17 protein-coding genes are annotated in these 18,868 nt (G+C 58.4%); 10 read left to right on the forward strand and 7 right to left on the reverse strand.

Going from position 1 to position 18,868, the window contains the following annotated elements:
- Window positions 1-13 precede the first annotated feature (13 nt).
- Genes G538_RS15035 through G538_RS15040 form a run of 3 tightly spaced genes read right to left on the reverse strand, consistent with a single transcriptional unit; the run spans window position 14 to window position 4,067 of the window.
- Complete coding sequence (locus tag G538_RS15035; protein WP_035833202.1) at window positions 14-2,125, reverse strand: iron ABC transporter permease; 2,112 nt, start codon at window positions 2,123-2,125, stop codon at window positions 14-16.
- 45 nt (window positions 2,126-2,170) lie between these two features.
- Entirely contained in the window at window positions 2,171-3,178 is a 1,008-nt protein-coding gene (locus tag G538_RS0104335; protein WP_035833205.1) for an ABC transporter substrate-binding protein, read from the reverse strand.
- 25 nt (window positions 3,179-3,203) lie between these two features.
- Complete coding sequence (locus G538_RS15040) at window positions 3,204-4,067, reverse strand: ABC transporter ATP-binding protein (protein ID WP_245566788.1); 864 nt, start codon at window positions 4,065-4,067, stop codon at window positions 3,204-3,206.
- Between the two features lie 242 nt (window positions 4,068-4,309).
- On the opposite strand from G538_RS15040, the gene G538_RS0104345 reads away from it, so the two are divergent.
- The 4 genes from G538_RS0104345 (at window position 4,310) to G538_RS15050 (ending at window position 9,076) form a co-directional block, all read left to right on the forward strand.
- Entirely contained in the window at window positions 4,310-5,683 is a 1,374-nt protein-coding gene (locus G538_RS0104345; RefSeq protein WP_029068356.1) for a hypothetical protein, read from the forward strand.
- Window positions 5,684-5,797: 114 nt separating this feature from the next.
- Window positions 5,798-6,370 (forward strand): DUF4956 domain-containing protein, encoded by a 573-nt coding sequence (locus G538_RS0104350; RefSeq protein ID WP_029068357.1) that lies wholly within the window; start codon window positions 5,798-5,800, stop codon window positions 6,368-6,370.
- A complete protein-coding gene (locus G538_RS15045; protein WP_035833209.1) occupies window positions 6,367-7,152 on the forward strand; it encodes a polyphosphate polymerase domain-containing protein in 786 nt (261 codons plus the stop codon). The genes G538_RS0104350 and G538_RS15045 overlap by 4 nt, the downstream gene beginning before the upstream one ends.
- 7 nt (window positions 7,153-7,159) lie before the next feature.
- A complete protein-coding gene (locus G538_RS15050; protein ID WP_051196567.1) occupies window positions 7,160-9,076 on the forward strand; it encodes a carbohydrate-binding domain-containing protein in 1,917 nt (638 codons plus the stop codon).
- A gap of 41 nt (window positions 9,077-9,117) precedes the next feature.
- On the opposite strand, the gene G538_RS0104365 is transcribed toward G538_RS15050, so the two are convergent.
- Entirely contained in the window at window positions 9,118-10,014 is an 897-nt protein-coding gene (locus tag G538_RS0104365; protein WP_035833212.1) for an EamA family transporter, read from the reverse strand.
- A gap of 39 nt (window positions 10,015-10,053) precedes the next feature.
- Here G538_RS0104365 and G538_RS0104370 point away from each other — a divergent pair, with 39 nt between their 5' ends.
- The gene (locus tag G538_RS0104370; RefSeq protein WP_029068525.1) at window positions 10,054-10,545 is read left to right on the forward strand and encodes a MarR family winged helix-turn-helix transcriptional regulator; all 492 of its coding nucleotides are present in this window, start codon (window positions 10,054-10,056) and stop codon (window positions 10,543-10,545) included.
- Between the two features lie 28 nt (window positions 10,546-10,573).
- Here the strand turns inward: G538_RS0104370 and G538_RS0104375 are convergent, their stop codons facing one another.
- Window positions 10,574-12,796 (reverse strand): acyltransferase family protein, encoded by a 2,223-nt coding sequence (locus G538_RS0104375; RefSeq protein ID WP_029068359.1) that lies wholly within the window; start codon window positions 12,794-12,796, stop codon window positions 10,574-10,576.
- Window positions 12,797-13,046: 250 nt separating this feature from the next.
- Here G538_RS0104375 and G538_RS0104380 point away from each other — a divergent pair, with 250 nt between their 5' ends.
- The 3 genes from G538_RS0104380 (at window position 13,047) to G538_RS0104390 (ending at window position 15,195) form a co-directional block, all read left to right on the forward strand.
- Window positions 13,047-13,580 (forward strand): type 1 glutamine amidotransferase domain-containing protein, encoded by a 534-nt coding sequence (locus tag G538_RS0104380; protein WP_029068360.1) that lies wholly within the window; start codon window positions 13,047-13,049, stop codon window positions 13,578-13,580.
- A gap of 199 nt (window positions 13,581-13,779) precedes the next feature.
- Window positions 13,780-14,610, forward strand: coding sequence for a Bax inhibitor-1/YccA family protein (locus G538_RS0104385; RefSeq protein ID WP_029068361.1), 831 nt, complete (start codon window positions 13,780-13,782; stop codon window positions 14,608-14,610).
- Window positions 14,611-14,790: 180 nt separating this feature from the next.
- Window positions 14,791-15,195, forward strand: a complete 405-nt coding sequence (locus G538_RS0104390; protein WP_029068362.1) for an FKBP-type peptidyl-prolyl cis-trans isomerase — start codon at window positions 14,791-14,793, stop codon at window positions 15,193-15,195.
- A gap of 85 nt (window positions 15,196-15,280) precedes the next feature.
- Here G538_RS0104390 and G538_RS0104395 read toward each other — a convergent pair whose 3' ends face one another.
- Entirely contained in the window at window positions 15,281-15,694 is a 414-nt protein-coding gene (locus tag G538_RS0104395; RefSeq protein WP_029068363.1) for a DUF5997 family protein, read from the reverse strand.
- Between the two features lie 36 nt (window positions 15,695-15,730).
- On the opposite strand from G538_RS0104395, the gene G538_RS15055 reads away from it, so the two are divergent.
- Window positions 15,731-16,552 carry a LysR family transcriptional regulator substrate-binding protein gene (locus tag G538_RS15055; RefSeq protein ID WP_051196568.1) on the forward strand — a complete coding sequence of 274 codons (822 nt, stop codon included), beginning with the start codon at window positions 15,731-15,733 and terminating at the stop codon, window positions 16,550-16,552.
- Between the two features lie 64 nt (window positions 16,553-16,616).
- On the opposite strand, the gene msrA is transcribed toward G538_RS15055, so the two are convergent.
- Window positions 16,617-17,288 (reverse strand): peptide-methionine (S)-S-oxide reductase MsrA, encoded by a 672-nt coding sequence (gene msrA, locus G538_RS0104405; RefSeq protein ID WP_029068364.1) that lies wholly within the window; start codon window positions 17,286-17,288, stop codon window positions 16,617-16,619.
- A gap of 127 nt (window positions 17,289-17,415) precedes the next feature.
- On the opposite strand from msrA, the gene G538_RS15060 reads away from it, so the two are divergent.
- Window positions 17,416-18,840, forward strand: coding sequence for an AI-2E family transporter (locus G538_RS15060; protein WP_084618075.1), 1,425 nt, complete (start codon window positions 17,416-17,418; stop codon window positions 18,838-18,840).
- Window positions 18,841-18,868: the final 28 nt, after the last annotated feature.

Here is an 18,868-nt window from a genome sequence, read left to right on the forward strand (position 1 = left end):
GTTTGTTTCGTGGTTATGAGCGGTTTTCGCGGATTTTCCACAACAACCAGATGAAGTACGGTGTGCCGATGAGTGCGGTGACCATCCCCGCAGGAACTTGCGCTGGGGCGAGGACTGAACGGCCCACGGCGTCGGCAACTACGACAAGAACAGCACCACAAACGGCGGTCATGGGAAGTTGCCACCGGTGTTGCTTGCCAATAAGGAGCCGGGCGGCGTGGGGTGCAACCAAACCGACAAACGAAATAACCCCCACTGTTGCGGTGGCTGTTGCAGCTAGCACGATAGCGAGCCCTAGGTGAATCACCTTTGACCTATTGAGGGCGACCCCCAACAGTTGAGGGGAGACTTCATCAAGTTGAATGATGTCTAGGTCGCGGCTCGTACGGGTGAGCAGTACACCAGCACCCACCAGTACTGCACACAACCACACTTGTTGGTTAAATGTTGCCCCAAAAGTCGAACCACCCAACCACGTAATGGCCTTATTTTGGTTCCACGGGTCGGTTTGGACTAACAGCAGCGTGGTGATGGCGCTCGTCCCAGCGGACATCCCCACTCCCACAAGCACCAGACGCATGGTGGAGATTCCCCCACGTGAGGACAAACCAAACACCACAACCCCTGCGATGCTCGCGCCAATGAGCGCGCCAGCAAAAAGCATCGTGAAGGTGGGGGCTGGCACGCTGATGAGGGTGATGACTGCGCCAAGCCCGGCAGCGCTGGTGACACCCAGAATCCCTGGGTCAGCGAGCGGATTGCGGGTAAAGGTTTGGAGCAGCCCACCAGAGAGCGCCAATGCTGCGCCGGCAAGCGCGGCGGCGGTGATGCGGGGAACGCGGGTGTCGAGAATGATCTCAACGCGAATGGAAGCTATTCCTTGAAGCCAGTTGGAGACATCACCGAGAAGGATCCGTTGGTCTCCAAGGACCACTGATGCACTGAGTGCGGCGATGAGGAGAGCCAGGGCGCTGACCAGGATGATCCAGGGGTGTGAGCGTGACAGGCGGCTGCCAGCTCGTAGTGATGCTAGTGCGCCGCCATCCCCAACGTGTGTGAGGCGTTGCGCAAGCAGGATCAGGGCAAGGGCTCCGATGATGCTGGTGATGACGCCGGTGGGTACTGTTACTCCGCTGATCGCGCCGAAGACTGCGCGTACTGCGACATCTGCGGTCAGGACCAGGGCGATACCGGCGATGCAGCTTGCCGTGATGAATGCTGCTTGGCGACGCAGGGGGCGGATTTTTGCGGCAAGGAGACGCACTACCAGTGGTGCGCACAGGCCGACAAAGCCGATGGGCCCCGCCACTGTGACAGCGGCTGCGGCGAGGAGCACGGAACAGATCACGGTGATGATGCGTGTTCGGGTCAGGGGGACACCGAGGGATCGGGCGGCGTCGTCTCCCATTTGGAGGATGTCCAGTGCCCGCGTTTGGGTGAAGAGCACGATGAGCGCGACTGCCACGATTGGTGCAACGGAGGTTATGGCGTCGGGGCTGCGTTGGCTGAGTGATCCTGCTCCCCAGGCGAAGAGGCCTTGGGTTTCCCAGGGGAAAAGCAGGAGGAGGACAGAGGTGATGGCTGAAAAACCGAGGGCGATGACTGATCCGGCGAGGACGAGGCGGATCGCGAAGGTGGCACCCCCTGAGGAGATTCCGAGGACGAGGGTCGCTGCTGCGAGTCCGCCAACAAATGCGACTGCTGTGCCAGGGAGCACCCCAAGGCTTATCCCGAATGCGGACACGATGGTCAGGGCGAGAAAGGCTCCGGCGTTGACGGCTGTGGTGTCCGGGGAGGCGAGGGGGTTTCGGGTGACGGATTGCATGGAGGCGCCTGCTGCGCCGAGTGCGATTCCCACCAGTACGGCTGCCCCGAGGCGGGGCAGCCGTGACTGGGTGATGACGGTTGCTGATTGTCCGACGTCGGCGCCAGTGACCATGGCCCAGAGTTCTGCTAGCCCAACCTGTGATGTCCCTTGGGTGAGGTGCACGATGCAGGCTGCGAGCAGCCATGCGCCAAGGAGCCCGCCAGCGAGGAGTAACCCAGGCAAAGACCGCGTTGCGGCGGGTGTGGGTGTTCCCTGCTGGTGTGCCGGGGGAGTGGTTGTTGTACTAGTGGTGGCCACGGTGTGGTGCCTCGTGTTGTGGTGTCGGAACAGGTGGGCCGTGCGTTAGTTGCTGGTCAACTGTTCGGTGAGGTCGTTGCTCCATGCGGTCATGGAAGCTGGTCCGCCGTATGCCCAGATGCCAACTGCCCCGCGGTAGACGTGGTCGTCTTTCACGAAGGGTAGTTCCGTCCACAGGCTGGATTCTTCGAGTGACTTGATGTCTTCGGAGTCGTCGTTACCCCAGTACAGGAACCGGGTGTCGTCGGGGAGTTCGGTGAGGCCTTCGAGGTCAATGTTGGACAGACCGAATTGCTCGTCGCCTGCGTCTTCCCAGGCCGCGGTGAGCCCCATGTCCTCTGCGACTGCTTGAACAGCGGTGCGTGGACCGTGCATGCGGATGGTGACGTTGGCGCCATCTGCGTAGGGCGAGGTCAGGACGACAGGGGTGCCTTCGAGGCCAGCGTCGGCAAGTTTTTGTGCGTTCTCGGTGATAGTGGTGTCGTAGGTAGCGAGGACTTCTTCTGCTTGTGTCTCTTTACCTAAAGCGGTGGCGATGGTGGTGAATTCGCTGCGGATCAAGCCCAGTGGGTCGTTGCCGTCTGCACCGTTCATGAGTGCGATGGGGGCGATGCGTTCCATCTGTTCCATGGCGGAATCGGGGATGGAGCCAACGGAACCCAAAATGAGGTCTGGTTCGAGGGTAGCGATTGTTTCGACGCTGGGTTCGCGGCGAACACCCACGTCGGTTGGTTCGGTGGTGAATGGTGCCACGTTTCCGACCCAGCTGGTGTAACCGGCGACGTCTGCTAGGCCAATGGGGTCAACACCAAGTGCGATGACGGATTCTGCTTGTGACCATTCCAGAACAACAACTTTTGTGGCTGGACCGTCTGGGAGGGTGACTTGTTCTCCTCTGCCGTCGGTGAAGGTGACAGGCCCGGCTGATTGTTCTGCTGCGGGTGTTGAGGTTGTTTCTGTGGTGGCAGGGTCGGTGGTGCCACAGGCAGCGAGCATCGTGATGGCCGCGAGGAGAGCTCCGGAAGCCCAGGTGCGGCGGATGGTGCGGTGCATGGTGTCCTTTCGAGGAGGTTAAGCGTCAGCGTGCGGTGGCTGTTGCTTGGTGGTGTGCCTGGCGCAGTGTGAGGCTGGCCGGGGTCGTGATGCTGAGGGCTCCTGTTGGGTGGCGTTCGACGTGAACGTCGATGTCGTACACCGAGGTCAGGAGGGGTGAGGTGAGGGATTCTTCGGGGGCTGCGTTGGCAACAACTTGCCCGTTGTCCATCACGATGACGGTGTCAGCCACTGCTGCTGCGTGATTGAGGTCATGCAGGACGACTCCAACGGTGATGTTGTGGTCGTCTGCGAGGGAGCGCATGAGGTGCAGGACGTCCATCTGGTAGCGCAGGTCGAGGTGGTTTGTGGGTTCGTCGAGGAGGAGCACTGTGGTGTCTTGGGCCAGTGCACTGGCGAACCAGACACGTTGGAGTTGCCCACCGGAGAGCGTGTCGACTGGTTGGTCGGCGAGGCTGTCGATGCCGGTGAGGGTGAGTGCTCTGGCGATTGCAAGTGGCCCGTGGGGGTCGTTTCCGCGCCATCCGCGGCGGTGCGGGTGGCGCCCAAACTCGACGACGTCTCGTACAGTCAGGCCCGCGGGTGTGGGGCGTGATTGGGACAGGAGGGTGACGCGGCGGGCGAATTCTCGGGAGTTTAGTGCGGCGGCGTCTGTGTCTGCGTCCAAGGTGATGCTGCCAGCTTGTGCGGTGTGGAGCCGCGACAGGGTGCGCAGGAGGGTGGACTTCCCTGAACCATTGGGACCAACGAGCGCTGTGACGTGCCCTGGCAGGAGGGTGACGTCAGCACTGTGGACAACAACATGTGAGCCGTAGGCGATGCGGAGCGATTCGCTGGTCAGTTTGCCGTTATCTGGTGTTGTGGTTGGGGTGGTGAGTGGGTCAGACACAACGTGATCGTAGTTGAGGCTAACCTAAATAGGCAACCTATGTGTTGCATAATTCCGCGATGTGACGTCGTGTTACGCACGCTAGACAGGTGTTTGTGATGTGTAGCACTATGGCGGTTTGTCTTCTTCATGATGCTGTCGCGATGGATGTCAATATTCTTATACTCAACACACAGACAGTCAGACCATGACATCGCCTTGCGCGAGGCTCACCCCCCGCCACCCCCACCTGAGGACGAGCTGTGCGGACATCGTTGTTCCCGGCAGTACTACTGCCAATCCTTGTTGTTGGCGCATGCTCTGCGCCAGCATCACCTAGCGCGCCCGAGGACTCCGCGCCGCAACCCACTGGAATTGTGGCTTATGATCACCAAAACCGCCCGCTGGGCTGGGACATTATCCGTAGCGACGACATGCTCAACTTGGCTGACTCCCTGGACTCTGACCCGGCTACCCCCATCAGCGACTCAGAACGCTGCACTGACTACATCACGCTTTTCGAGTCAATCGACGACACAAAAACACTTGCCGCGTCCGGTGTTGAAGAAGCTTGTCATACCTTGAACCTGGGGACGTGGGGAGTAACAGACCAGGCCGGAGTCGTCGATGAAGACGGCTTCACTGCGTTTGCCCCAACTGCAGACCTTGTGGACAACGACTCGGGGCGCCGCATCACTGCGATGACCTCGGGGCAAGGGTACGCAGTGTGGCAAGAGACAGTTGGCCCGCACAGTAACTCAGGGGACTGGCGGATCTTCGCCGCAGACATCAACTCAGGTGACACGTGGCTTGTGGCAAGTGCCCGCGACCTATGGGATTCCGTGGCGCTGCCGCCACACCTAGGTTTTGAACCAACTGTGCAAGAGGGGCGCATTCAATGGGTTGTGCCAGTCCCGTTAGAAGACGGTGAAGCGCCCCTTGATGACAATGGGGCACTGTTGCCGTGGCATTCCAACGGTGGACCAGAGTCACCGTGGGTCCCGGCCCTCGTCAGCGCGGACATCGTTGGCGCTGACCTGCGTGTGGATGCCCGCGGGGTTGCTGGCGTTCTGCACCTTTCTGAAGGACGCGCCACTGTGCGCAGTGAAGTTGTCGATGCCCTGCCAAGTAGCGACGATGCTGCTGGTGGCTTGCGCCCAGTGTCGACCAGTATTGCGGTAGACACATCATCGACGTCACGCCCACTCATCACGGCCTATCCGGAACGAGCTGGCCGCCACACACTAAACGAAGGCATGGGAACCGTTGACGGCAGCGGTGACCTCCTTGCGGTCAGTGCAGCGGGTGATGTCTACCTCCGTGACGCCGCAACGTGGACGGCTTGGAAAGTCCCGGCAGCATCCTTCACCCCCATGCTCACCGCCACAGGCCCGCAGGTCACCGACATCGCCGTTGAAGGCACCCGTGTGGTGTGGGTGGTTGCCGGTGCCCCCCAAAACCAGGCGCAGGCTGATGCTCCTCACGTGCTGGCGCTGCTTGATGTTCGCACCCGCACCGTCAGCTGGATGCCCGTTGAGCATCGGCCAATACAAGTGGATCTCGTCGGTAACACCCTGCACTGGACAACATTTGACGGCACCACGCACCGGCAATATCAGGCTTCGGTTGTGACCTAAACAATGCGCGGCTGAGGCACTCATAGGCTTTTCAAAGAATCGCCACAGTGTGCCCGAAGGGCCCCATGGGTAACTAGACAGTGAACGTTAGACGAACACTGGAAAGAGGAACCCATGAATGCTGTTGTTGTTGGCATCGACCTTCTTGCAATCACCCTGGTTGCATGCGGCTTGTACTACCCCCGCCACCGACGCAAAGACCTTGTGGTCGCGTTCATGGTGGTCAACATTGGAGTGTTCGCTGTGGCTGCGGCCCTCGGATTCTCCTCAGTGGGGGCGGGCCTTGGACTAGGGCTCTTCGGTGTGTTGTCCATCATTCGCCTTCGTTCAGAGGAAATCAGCCACTCCGAGGTGGCCTACTACTTTGCCTCACTGGCAATCGGGCTGGTGTCAGGACTCTCCACAACTCCTAGCATCGCGCTCATCACAACGGCAGGTCTCATCATCGTGGCACTCGCCATCTGCGACCACCCGCGCTTTCTCAGCGGCACCCGCCGCATCACCCTCAAACTCGACCGGGCAGTGGCCCGTGATGAAGAAGCCCGCGAACTGGTGACCTTACTCCTTGGAGTCACTCCGCAGCACATCACCATCACCGATGTTGACTTCGTCAACGACACCTCGCTCGTGCACGTGCGTTACCGCGATACCCAGCCTGCTCGCGTGCAACAAGGAGCCCAACGATGACCACCACCGCACTACACGATGGCCTGTCCCACTACAGCACGGTGCCACTGGAAACAGTGACCCAAACAGCCTCACTCCTCACCCGGTATGACCGTAAATACCTCCTGACCAGCAACGAACTCCCCATCCTTTTGCAGGACCTTCTCCCGCACTACCAACTCGTCGACATCAACGCACAGCAGGTGTTCTCCTACCACTCGGTGTACTTCGACACCCCCACCGCAGACGCATACCGGCTCGCACTCACCCGGCGTCGCCGACGGTTCAAAGTCCGCACCCGCACATACCTGGACTCCGGGCAAACCTTCCTCGAAGTAAAAACCCGAGGTGAGCGGGGCTCAACGGTGAAAGACCGCAGAGAACACCACAGCCGCCACAACCTCGGCGCAGACGGCTTCCGGTATGTGCGGTCTACCCTCGATGCCCGCACCGTCAACACAAAGCACCTCACCTTGGCGCCAGTGCTGACCACAACATACCGACGTTTCACACTCACTGACCTCAACACTCGCACCACCATCGACACTGACCTGTGCTGGCAGCTCCCCGACGGGCGCACCTACCGTGCACCTGACCTGGTGATCGTCGAAACGAAAGCTGGTGCCAGCCCTTCGCCAGCAGACCGGGCACTGTGGCGCCGTCACCGGCGCCCCACGCGCATCTCAAAATTCGCCACCGGACTGGCCGCATTTGACCCAGCCCTTCCCGCTCAGCCGTGGAACCGAACCCTCAAAACAGCCTTCGCGACAGCCCCGCGCTTCGCAACCACAACATCCAAGTGAGGACCCTATGACCACTTTCCGCTCCCCTCATGCCCGCCGTGGACGCCGCGTTGCCGCACTCATGAGTGCCGCTGCTCTTGCCGCCAGCCTGGCCGCCTGCGCACCCACTGACACTTCAGCAGCAGCCGAGTCCACCACTCAAAGCACTGAAACAACCACAACAGCGACTGTGGTGGATCCGCTATCCATCGACGCCACCCAAACTGCAACAGAGGTGCTGGCCGCCAACGAAGAACTCCACTCGGTAGAGGAGGTCGACACAAGTGCTGCAGTGACCGTTGACTTGTCATCCAGTGACCAACCAGATGGTGTGACCAGTACGGACGGAAACATCACCATTTCCCAGCAGGGAACATACCGCCTCACCGGTGAACTGGAAGGCAGTGTCCTTCTTGACGCAGCCGATGCGAAAGTCACGCTCATCCTTGACGGGGTAACCATCACATCCACCCAGGGCGCTGCGCTCGCTGCGACCGCCATCGATGAACTAACGATTTCACTAGCCGAAGGCCGCACAAACACACTGACTGACTCGGCAACCTACGACGAGTCGGCAGACCCCAATGCCGCGCTGTACAGCGCTGGGAACACCACCATCACCGGGACAGGGTCGTTGACAGTTGTCGGGAACTACAACGACGGCATCACCAGTAAAGATGGACTCATTATTGAGTCTGGTGACATCACCGTCACAGCAGTGGACGATGCCGTTCGCGGAAAGGACTACATAGCGGTGACGGGAGGTTCGCTTCACCTCACCGCGGGGGGAGATGGCATGACCTCAGACAACGACACAGATGCTGATCGCGGTTTTATTGCGTTGCATGAGGGAGCGACCACAATTGTTGCTGACGGCGACGGTATAGCAGCTGCCACTGATGTGGTGATGACCGGCGGCACCATCGACATCACCACCGGTGTGGGCTCCGGAAGTGAACCATCTGATGACACCTCGACTAAGGGTGTGAAGTCAGGCGTCATCACAGTTATCGAGGATGGGGTGATCAGTGTTGATGCCCAAGATGACGCACTGCATTCTGATGGAGCCATGGGGATCCTTGGCGGCACAATCACTCTTGCAAGTGGTGATGATGGAATCCATGCTGAGGGTACCTTCCATGCGAATGCTGGCACAGTTGTGGTGACCTCCTCTTATGAGGGCATCGAGGCCTACCACATTGATCTCGCTGGTGCTGATATCGATGTGACGGCAAGCGATGATGGTCTCAACGCGGCAGGTGATGCCACCACCGGTGAGGTAGCTGATGATGCTGCCACCACAGACGACACCGCTCCGCAGGCAGAGCAACCCACAGATCAACCTGTCACTCCTGACGGGGACGCTGAAGAGGTCACCCCACCCAGCGGAAACGCAGAAACAGGTGAACGCCCAGAGCGCCCATCTGGTGATATGGGTGAACGCCCAGAAGGTGACACTGCCACTCGGCCAAGCGGCGGTGGCGGCGGTATGGGTGGGGGCATGGATGCTGCAGGTGACTACAGCATCACGATTTCTGCTGGAACAGTGAACGTCACTGCGGGCGGTGACGGGCTTGATTCCAATGGTTCACTGACAATCTCAGGTGGTGTGGTGCGTGTTGATGGTCCCACCACTGGGGGCAACGGTTCGCTTGACGTGAACGGTGAGTTTGCGGTGGAAGGTGGTGAACTTGTGACCTTAGGTACTGCTGATATGCCGGTGTATCCCGGTGATGGGTCGCAAGCTTGGCTGTCACTTGCTGAACTTGGTGCGTCAGCAGGTGATGAAGTCAGCGTCACCGATAGTGATGGGAATGTGGTGCTGAACGTCATTGCAGAGGTGTCGAGCGACATGGTGATGTACTCGGGCGACAACCTGGTCGCAGGGCAGTCCTACACCGTCACGGTGAACGGAACTGAGGTGGGAACAGCAACTGCCTCGTAATATAGACCGCCTCGCAGGAGCTGCCCCCTGCTCCTGCGAAGCTACGAGGTGCTGACAGGTGAGCGCCAGCGCCTCGTCAGCGCTCGTGCCACAACAGGTTGTCCCAGCACAACACCGGTGAGCACGAGCGCTATACCGATGCTTTGGGCCACGGTGAGGTGCTCGGCGGCAAACACTACTCCAAGGATCACGCCGGTGACGGGGTTCAATAAACCGACCAAACCAATGGTTCCTAAGGGGATTTTTCGCAGTGCCGTGTACCAGGCGAGATAAGCGATAACTGTTGCCACGATCGCGATGTACCCGTAACCGAGCAGTCGTTCACCGGTCATCTGTGGTGGCGCTCCTTCGGTGATCGCAGCGAACGGTAAAACGAGTAAACCACCGAGAACTAACTGCCACGACAGCATGGGTAAGGTGGGTGGCGCTGACACGGCTGTCCACCGTTTCGTCAGGACAAACCCCAGTGAACTTAAGGCCATTGCGCCAGCTGACGCGCCGATGCCTGCAGCGGAAAGCCCACCATCACCGCTCCACACCATGAGTACTACGCCTAAGAACCCTACTGCGGCCCCTAGCATCGCGAAGAGTGAGGAACGCTCCCGTTGGATGAGCCAGCCAAAAATCATCACAACAGCCGGTGACATGGCCATGATGGTGGCCGCAACGGATGAGGGAAGAAGTTGCGCTGCCAGGTAGACCAGAGTGAAGAACAACCCCATGTTGAGGGTCCCGAGAACTGCTGATTTCCACCACCACGCTCCTGTGGGGAGCCGTCGGAGGAGGAGTAGGAGTAGTAAACCTGCTGGCAGAGCGCGCAGTGTCCCTCCCCAAAGCGGGTAGTCCGCGGGTAAGAGGGCGCCGGTGACGTAGTAGGTGGCACCCCACGTGATGGGGGCGACGGCTGCGAGCAGTGACCACCGCAAGTTATCTTCCATGGAAGACATAATACCTTCCGTGGAAGATAATATGGAGAGGTGACCACCAATGACCACATCGATCGCATCCAAAAACAATGGCGAACCCAACGCCCAGACCTCGACGTCACCCCACAAGGAACCTACGGTCGCCTCAGCAGAATCGCTGACCACGTCACCGCGGAACTCAACACCACCTTCAGCGACCACGGAATCTCAGACGCAGACTTCGACATACTCGCCGCACTACGCCGAGCCGGAAAACCCTACCAACTCACACCCAGCGATATCACCGCAACAACCATGATGACCTCCGGGGGAACCAGCAAACGCATCGACTCCCTCGAGCGGCGACAACTCGTTCAACGACAACCAGCGCACGACGACGCCCGCTCCTGCCTTGTCAGCCTGACCAAACACGGGCTAGAAACAGTCGACCAAGCAATCACTCAACACATGGCCAACGAACACCGCATGCTCGCCCGCTTTACCCCCGCAGAACGCAAACAACTACAAACACTACTCACCACCTGGCTGTCCCACTACGAATAAACCTCCCACACACCTGACCCGCTCTAGGTCACCGCAGACCAGGAGAAATCGCCTCCCACACTCGGTCAGCCAACGTCGCGGCATACGTAGCCGTCACATGGTTTTCATCCCGATACACCAACACATTCCCCACCACAGCAGGGCACTGAGTATCCGTACAAAACCAACCCTGCGTATCAACCAACGTGACATCGGTGCCCTGCTCGTGAGCCAACTCAACCCCATCAAGCTGATGATCCACCGGCATAGCCTCATCCACGCTACGCCCACACACACCAGGATCATCCGCATTCAACGCCACACAATCAGTGGTTTGATCCTGAGGAAGCATCGAAGGATTGTCTTTAAAGACAAGCACCGGGGCCACCGGCTCCAAACGAGCCCACACCTGGGCAAAACCTTCAGCAGGAGTGACAGACCCCTCCTCAACCCACGGCACATCGGTACGCGCAGACGTCACAATAAGATCAATATCCCCAGACTCTTCCAACGTTGTCAGGGTTTCCTCGTTGGCTGTCAAACACGGCCCACCACGGTCAGCATCACTGACCCGCTGAGCCAGACTCAACGGACACGAACTATGGAAGTACGTGCGAATCTGCAAGTTGTGTTCCTGAGCGAGCTCCTCAAAAGCCGGCAAATAATGCTCCGCATGCGAATCTCCCACCAACGCAATCACAGCATCGGCGTCATCAGCATTTTCAGTGCCATACACGCACTCAGGGGTGAACGGATCACCCATCGCTGACTTACATTCACCATCCTGAGCCCCAGAAGGCAACGACTCACGTGCCTGATCCACACTAGGAACAATCACCTCAGGTTCCACCGCAAATGCCGAATACCGCGACCGAGATATCGCTGCACCACCCACAGTGTCCAACTCGCGGCCAACAATCTGCGCCTCAACCTCAGCAGCCTGCTCCTGCGCCCGCGCAGACAACACGCCAGGAGTCACCGCCAACGCAGCCACCATGGCGCTCGCAGCAAGTGCGACCCACAGTGTGCGGGCTGTATTGGTTGGAGTCATAGGTATGGCGGCCAGTGGCTTTTCAACCCACTGGTACATCGCACCAGCTAAAGCAAGCGTTATCCCCACAATAAGGAACCCCGACCCAGGGCCAGCCCAAGCAAAAACAAACGGAGCTAGCACCACAAGAGGCCAGTGCACCAAGTACATCGAGTACGACACATTCCCTACATACTGGGTGGCACGGTGGGCGACAACACGCCACAACCATCCGGTGTGTCGAGGCTCATGTGCCCATATGATTGCCGCCGTAGCAAGTACCGGGGCCACGGCGCCATGCCCAGGAAACGGCGTTGTGCCATCGATAAGTAGAAGCGAACCAAGGAGTGCTCCCCATCCGCCGTACCAGGCTGTAACGCGCAGTGCAGGCAAGAAACGCGACCATGAGGCTGCCAGTACACCCCGTGCAGGTGACGATGCCAGGGCAGGTGACATGGAGTGGGCAGAGTCTTTTGTTGACTTGGTTGTGGCAATAGCAAGAAGGGAACCTACTCCCAGCTCCCACAATCGTGTTGTCAACACGAAGTATGCAGCGGGGTCACCCTCGTGGACGCGGAGCACAGAAATAACAAACGATGCTCCAACAACAACTCCAAGCGAGACAAGCAGGACGCGCTGTGGATCGAAGCCAAACTTTCGGGCTGCCAAGTACCCCACCAGCATGAGTACGGGCACGATCAGATAAAACTGTTCTTCAACAGACAGTGACCAAAAGTGCATAAACATGGTGTCAGCAGAGTCTTGCGCCAGGTAGTCCATGGAGCTGTCTGCAAGGTTCACGTTTTGCAGGTAGATGATGGAGGCAATTCCCTCACGGGCTGTTTCGCTCCACCGGTTAGACGGTAGTGCGATGAGCGCTGCAATTGTGCCGAGTGCAATGGTGAGGTAGGCGGGTGGCAAAATGCGCTTAGCGCGTTTGGCATAAAAACGGCCAAATGACAGGCGTCCACGGCTGTGGAGTTCCTTTGCAATGTGCCCTGTGATGAGGAAACCCGAGATCACGAAGAATACGTCAACGCCGACAAATCCGCCGGGTGTTAGCCATGGCCACACGTGATAAACCACCACGGCAACTACAGCGAATGCCCGTAGCGCTTGGATGTCCTTGCGTAGTGGTGGTCGCGTTGAGTGCGGGCCCGATGCGGGGCGTTCGGTGACGGGGTTCGCGGTGGTGCGGGTGGTCCCGTGGAGATGGTGCGGCGGGTGGGTGTCGTCGGCCACTGGAAGAACTCGCTTTCCTGAGTTCGGTCGACAGTGATCTGTCGAGACTTTCTGCATAACGATTAAGCAACGTTTTTGAGGTCGAGTATAGATCTTCTCAAAAAGAGTGGGTGCTGTCGCGCCGGTGGTAGGGGGAGAGGGGCCCGTCCACTTCGCCATGCGACCTCCAACGAAGTGTGTTTATGGTGGAAGTGGCCTCGTCACACCCTGACAGGGCCATCGCGAACCCTCATCTGAGAAGGAGCACGCAATGTCACACCTCACAGGCAAGAAAGTAGTTTTCCTCGCAACTAACGGATTCGAGGACAGCGAACTGACCAGTCCGTGGGAGGCAGTTACCGGGCATGGCGCCCAGGCACTCCTTGTCTCAACGAAGACCGGAACGATCACCGGTAAAAATGGTCACCAAGCCACAGTGGACATCACCACAGACGCTGTATCAGGGGCAGATTTTGATGCGCTGGTTCTGCCAGGTGGCGTCGTGAACTCTGACACCATCCGAACAGACGAAGCTGCCGTAGCGTTGGTGCGAGACATCGTTTCTGCAGGTAAGCCCGTCGGGGTGATCTGCCACGGAGCATGGATCATGGCTGACGCTGATGTCCTGCGAGGGCGAACCGTCACCTCATACCCCTCCCTGAAAACAGATCTCATCAATGCCGGTGCCACCTGGGTCGATGAAGAAGTGGTCACTGATAAAGGGCTGGTCTCCAGCCGTACACCAGATGACTTGCCAGCCTTCAACGACAAAGTGGTAGAAGAAATCGGCGAAGGTATCCACTAGTCCCGCAGTGCCACACCACGGATGACCAAACGCAGGTGTGGGGCGACGCTACAAAGCGCCGCCCCACACCTGCGTTGTGCTTTCCTGTGGTCTTGACCATGACACCGGGAACTCTTTAGGGGACAATAGCGTTGAGGACAGTAAGAACAAGGCGGTGCCCGCCAGCTTTCTGAACTGACTACCGCCACAAGGAGGCATAGTGTCCAACCCGTACTTCAGTAACTCTGCCGTGTTTGGTGAGAAAGCCAATCGCGACGTGCAGAAAACTAACTCGCAAATGGATCCCCGGTTCGCAGCGACAACGTCAGCACAATACGGTGCGACAGACGCAGCAAGCCTGGAAAACATGTACAACTCGCCAGCAGCAACAACTGCTGACACCCGGCGGATGACATACGACGATGTCATCATGAAAACAGCTGGTCTGCTTGGCCTCCTCGTGGTTGCCGGTGTGGCCACGTGGATTGTCGCACCGCAACTGTTCTTCGTCGGTGCAATTGTTGGTCTCGTCCTTGGTCTGGTCAACGCCTTCAAAAAGCAGCCAAGCCCCATCCTCATTTCGCTGTATGCGATTGCTCAGGGTGTATTCCTTGGTGGTCTTTCCAAGTTCTACGAAGCGCAATTCGACGGCATCGTCCTCCAAGCTGTTTTGGGAACCGTGTCCGTCTTTGCCGTGACGCTTATGGCATACAAGTCCGGTAAGGTCCGGGTCACCCCGAAGTTCACACGTATCTTGCTGGTCGGTATGCTCGGCTACCTGCTGTTCTCCATCATCAACGTGGTCCTTGTGTGGACCGGCGTTCTTGACGGTTGGGGCATGCGCGGCGGCACGATGGGCATCATCATTGGTCTAGTTGCCGTAGGTCTTGCAGCAATGTCGCTTATTGTTGACTTCGACTCCGTTGCAGTAGGTGTCCGTAATGGCGTTCCCGCAAAGTACGCCTGGGCTGCAGCCTTCGGGATCCTCGTGACCCTGGTGTGGCTCTACCTCGAACTGCTTCGCCTCATCGCCATCCTGCGCGGCGACTAATACCCCAGCAGTACCATCAGCAACGAAGGGCCCCGGCACACCAGCCGGGGCCCTTCGTGCGTCATGCCCTCAGCGAACGACACCACTTTCAGGCGCCACCCCGCCCGTGAAACCAGCGCCTACGCAGGCAGCGGTGTTAGCGTGGAGGAGTACATTGACTTCAACTGGAGGTTACGACGCATGTCGAACACCATGCCCACCGCAACTGGTGGATTCGGAGATAAACCAACCATCACGTTCCCCGCACCACAGGCACCAGAAGGCCTGACGGTCGAGGTGCTTGTTGAAGGCGACGGCGCAGTCGTTTCAGCAGGCGACAACATTGTTGTGCACTACCTGGGCCAATCATGGGGTGGAGAGGTCTTTGACAACTCCTACGATCGTGGAGCCACAATCGACTTCCCCATCGGTGTTGGCGCTGTCATCGGCGGATGGGACCAAGGGCTTGTTGGTCAACGCCTCGGCTCACGCGTTCTGCTGTCGATCCCACCAGAGCTCGGCTACGGTCAACGCGGCGTACCTCAAGCAGGTATCGCAGGCGGTGCCACACTCGTGTTTGTTGTCGACCTCGTCGCTATCAAGTAATCACCAGTGATGCACGAAGGCTGGTTGCCGCACATCTGTGCGGCAACCAGCCTTCGTCATATCGCCACCGTGGCGAAGTGAGTTGTCAGTGGCGGTTCGAACTACGGCGCGCTTCGCGAGCCTCTTTCACCGCACGTTCCTTCTCGATGCGTTCCTCTTCAGCTCTGACCTCAAGGAAAATTTGACGCTCCACGACAAGCCACTTGGGCTCTTCCTCACGGATTGCGTTGATCTCATCTGTCGTCAAAGGATCAGCGTATCCATTGCGGTTCAAGCCCGAGATGGAAATACCCAAACGCTTCGCAACAATGGACCGAGGGTGTGGCCCATGGCGGCGAAGATCCTGGAGCCACTGAGGAGGGTTCGTTTGCAGTTCAGCAAACTCATCCCGCGTGATCGAGGACTCCTGGAATTCCGTGGGGGTCGCAGGGAGATAGATTTCAAGTTTCTTAGCGACAGTCGCTGGTTTCATCAACTGCGAGCTCTTGCGTGACGTCATACGTCCAAGACTATCGAATGCCGGTAGCCTTGGACCGTGGAATCAACCCAGCCTTCATCACATCGTGACTCTTCACGCCGCGAACTGCGGATCGGGTACGTCCCCGGTGCCACCCCCGCGAAGTGGGTAAGCCGCTTTGCGCAGCGTCACCCAAAGCTACCTGTCACCCTGACGCGTCTGCCCCCACACGACCGTGGGCGCACTGTTGCACACGGTGAAGTGGATATGGGAATTGTGCGTTTACCTGTGCCACCAGACATCTTCTACATGATTTCTCTCTACGACGAAGTCTCGGTTGCCCTCTTTCCTCGCGACCACCATTTTGCTGCTGCCGATCAACTACTTCTGTCTGACTTGGCAGAAGAAACTGTGTTGCAGCCGCGTGAAGACATGATTCCCTGGCGAAACGGTGCCCCAGGGAACGCCCCTGCTGAACAACCTGAAACCACCGACCTCGCGGTGCAACTCGTTGCGGCAGGCGTCGGAATTGTGGTGCTCCCACAGTCAGTTGCACGCCTCCATGCGCGTAAAGACCTGGAATTTTGCCCTGTGGACGATGCCCCACTCAGCCCGGTGGGTTTGGTGTGGCGCCAAGACAGCGACGACGAAATCCTGCAAGAGTTTGCTGGCATCGTGCGGGGGCGTACCGCGAAATCCTCGCGAGGCCTCGGCGATACCGAGCCTGAAAACCCCCAAAAAGGCAAAGTGTCTAAGGGCACCGACACACGGAAAACGCCACGTCGCGCCACTGGTGGCGCTGCAAATCAGGGGAAAGGGAAGGGCGGCGCTCGGAAAATGTCTACAGCAAAAAAGGGATCAACATCGGGTAACCAATCTCGTAAACCTAAACGACGCTGACTGCTAACGGCTGGTGTAGGCGCAATCAATCTCAGCGCCGACACCGGCCGTGCCGCGTGCCATGTTAGGCACAAGCCACCCCTGTGGAATGCACAGGGCAGTAACCACCGGGATTCTTGTGTAGGTACTGCTGGTGGTTTTCCTCCGCGAAGTAGAACTCACCAACCCCACCATCCTCGCGCGACTCAGCTGATGCGATCTGCGTAGTGATAGTGCCAAAGCCACGCTCTTGCAGTGACTGTTGGAAGGACTCGTGCGTTTCGCGCGCCAACTCTTCTTGTTGTGCTGACGTGTAGTAAATCGCTGAGCGATACTGGGTGCCAACATCATTACCTTGCCGGAACCCTTGTGTTGGGTCGTGAGATTCCCAGAATGCGCGCAGCACATCGCGGTCAGAGACGACCTGTGGGTCGTAAACTACTCGAACGATCTCCGTGTGTCCAGTCATCCCGGTGCACACCTCATCGTATGTGGGGTGGGGGGTGTAGCCGCCCTGGTAGCCCACTGATGTCGAAATAACACCAGGGAGTTGCCAAAATTCCTTCTCCGCGCCCCAGAAGCACCCTAAACCGAGGTAGATGACCTGAGCGCCGTCAGGAAAGGGTCCCTCGAGTGGCGCGTCAAGGACAGCGTGACGTTCCGGGAGAGTGAAAGGTCGCTTCTCGCGTCCAGGCAGCGCCCGATCGGGAGTGACCATGGTCGTTTTTAGTGACGATCCGAACAACCCAGCGAACATGATTTCCTCCTGAAGAATGACGTGCCCGAAGTGCTAGACATGACAACATTGCTTACAGTGCCAACTAGACGGCATGCAGTTTTGTTCCCTGACCCGCGGAAAGTCCAGGGGAACCTGAGAGGATTTAATGACCACCCAACCACCCGCCCCTGATGACGACTCCTCGACTGTGCGAGTGACAAGTTCGGCGTTGAACTCTACCTTCTCTTCCCGGCAACGTAATGACCAACCTTACGTTTCCCCAGCACTGGTTGCTGGTGCTGCTTGGTCATGGCGCATCCTCGTTTTGCTTGCTGCAGGGTTTGTGCTGCTCAAAGCAGTAACGTTCCTCAAAGTTGTTGTTATACCTGTGGCTCTTGCGCTGTTGTTCACCGTGCTATTGCAACCACTTGACCGCTTTTTGCACACCAAAGCGCGATTTCCACGTGGGGCATCTGCGGCGACCTCCGTTTTGCTCCTCATCGCAGCAATTGCTGGGTTGTTGACCGTTGCCGGGCGGCAGATCGCTCAAGGAATCACAGAACTATCTGACCGTGCGGTGGAGGGTGTGAACGAGCTCATCAGTTGGGCTCAGGAAGCGCCATTAAACCTTGAGCTTGGTCAATTGGATGCGTATTGGAACGACCTCCTTGACGCAGCTCAGGCGCAATCTGGAGTGTTGCTGTCTGGGGCGTTGTCGGTTACCAGCACTATTGGTCATGTGCTCGCCGGGGCGCTAATCACCCTGTTCTGCACTGTGTTTTTCCTCATCGATGGACGGAAAATTTGGACGTGGCTCGTTGGGCTCCTTCCTCGCCATCTGCGGGAACGCACCCACCAAGCAGGGCGGCGTGGGTTGGTTACCCTGTCTGCGTATGTGCGTACTCAGATTTTGGTGGCATTTATTGACTCAGTTGGTATTGGGTTGGGGGCGGCAATTATAGGCTTGCCGCTTGTGGTTCCACTAGCAGCACTGGTGTTTATTGGATCGTTCATACCGTTTGTTGGTGCGATCGTGACAGGCGCCGTAGCAGTTCTCGTGGCACTTGTTGTCAAGGGCTGGTTCTGGGCCTTGGTCATGCTGGGCATCGTTCTTCTCGTGCAGCAGATTGAAGGCAACGTCCTGCAGCCATTCTTGATGGGCCGTGCAGTAGCTATACACCCAGTGGCCGTGCTCCTCACCGTGACCGCGGGAACCATCATGGCGGGCATCATTGGGGCTATTTTCGCGGTGCCTTTGGTCGCTTTGGTGAACACGGTGGTTCTGTACTTCAATGGCCATGACAAGTTCCCAGAGTTGGGATTTGATGATCGAATACCCATGCGTCCCACAGGGCGGAAAGCTGTCATGGTGACATCAGCCACACGTTATGTGTCAGATGAAGAGCAGGCACGACCGCCAGCCACCATGCCATACGGAGCGATTGTGGGGGACACCTGGGAGAAGTTCCGCGGGCGTTTCTGGTACCGGCAAGGCGACATGCCTGCCACCGGTGAGGGCGCATCCACCCCTCAACCCGATGCAGAATCACCTCAAGGAGACGACTCACCTGACACTGACAACGAGAGATAACCCACGTCACTGTCCACGAAACGCTCGC

Origin of the sequence: Jonesia quinghaiensis DSM 15701 (assembly GCF_000423205.1) — a bacterium.
Taxonomy (GTDB): Bacteria; Actinomycetota; Actinomycetes; order Actinomycetales; family Cellulomonadaceae; genus Jonesia; species Jonesia quinghaiensis.

Bases quoted from the DNA above. Each gene is read 5' to 3' on its own strand.
- G538_RS0104335 (WP_035833205.1), bottom strand. From the start codon at position 3,178: ATGCACCGCACCATCCGCCGCACCTGGGCTTCCGGAGCTCTCCTCGCG.
- G538_RS0104350 (WP_029068357.1), top strand. From the start codon at position 5,798: ATGAATGCTGTTGTTGTTGGCATCGACCTTCTTGCAATCACCCTGGTT.
- G538_RS15045 (WP_035833209.1), top strand. From the start codon at position 6,367: ATGACCACCACCGCACTACACGATGGCCTGTCCCACTACAGCACGGTG.
- G538_RS15050 (WP_051196567.1), top strand. From the start codon at position 7,160: ATGACCACTTTCCGCTCCCCTCATGCCCGCCGTGGACGCCGCGTTGCC.
- G538_RS0104365 (WP_035833212.1), bottom strand. From the start codon at position 10,014: ATGGAAGATAACTTGCGGTGGTCACTGCTCGCAGCCGTCGCCCCCATC.
- G538_RS0104380 (WP_029068360.1), top strand. From the start codon at position 13,047: ATGTCACACCTCACAGGCAAGAAAGTAGTTTTCCTCGCAACTAACGGA.
- G538_RS0104390 (WP_029068362.1), top strand. From the start codon at position 14,791: ATGTCGAACACCATGCCCACCGCAACTGGTGGATTCGGAGATAAACCA.
- G538_RS0104395 (WP_029068363.1), bottom strand. From the start codon at position 15,694: ATGACGTCACGCAAGAGCTCGCAGTTGATGAAACCAGCGACTGTCGCT.
- msrA (WP_029068364.1), bottom strand. From the start codon at position 17,288: ATGTTCGCTGGGTTGTTCGGATCGTCACTAAAAACGACCATGGTCACT.
- G538_RS15060 (WP_084618075.1), top strand. From the start codon at position 17,416: ATGACCACCCAACCACCCGCCCCTGATGACGACTCCTCGACTGTGCGA.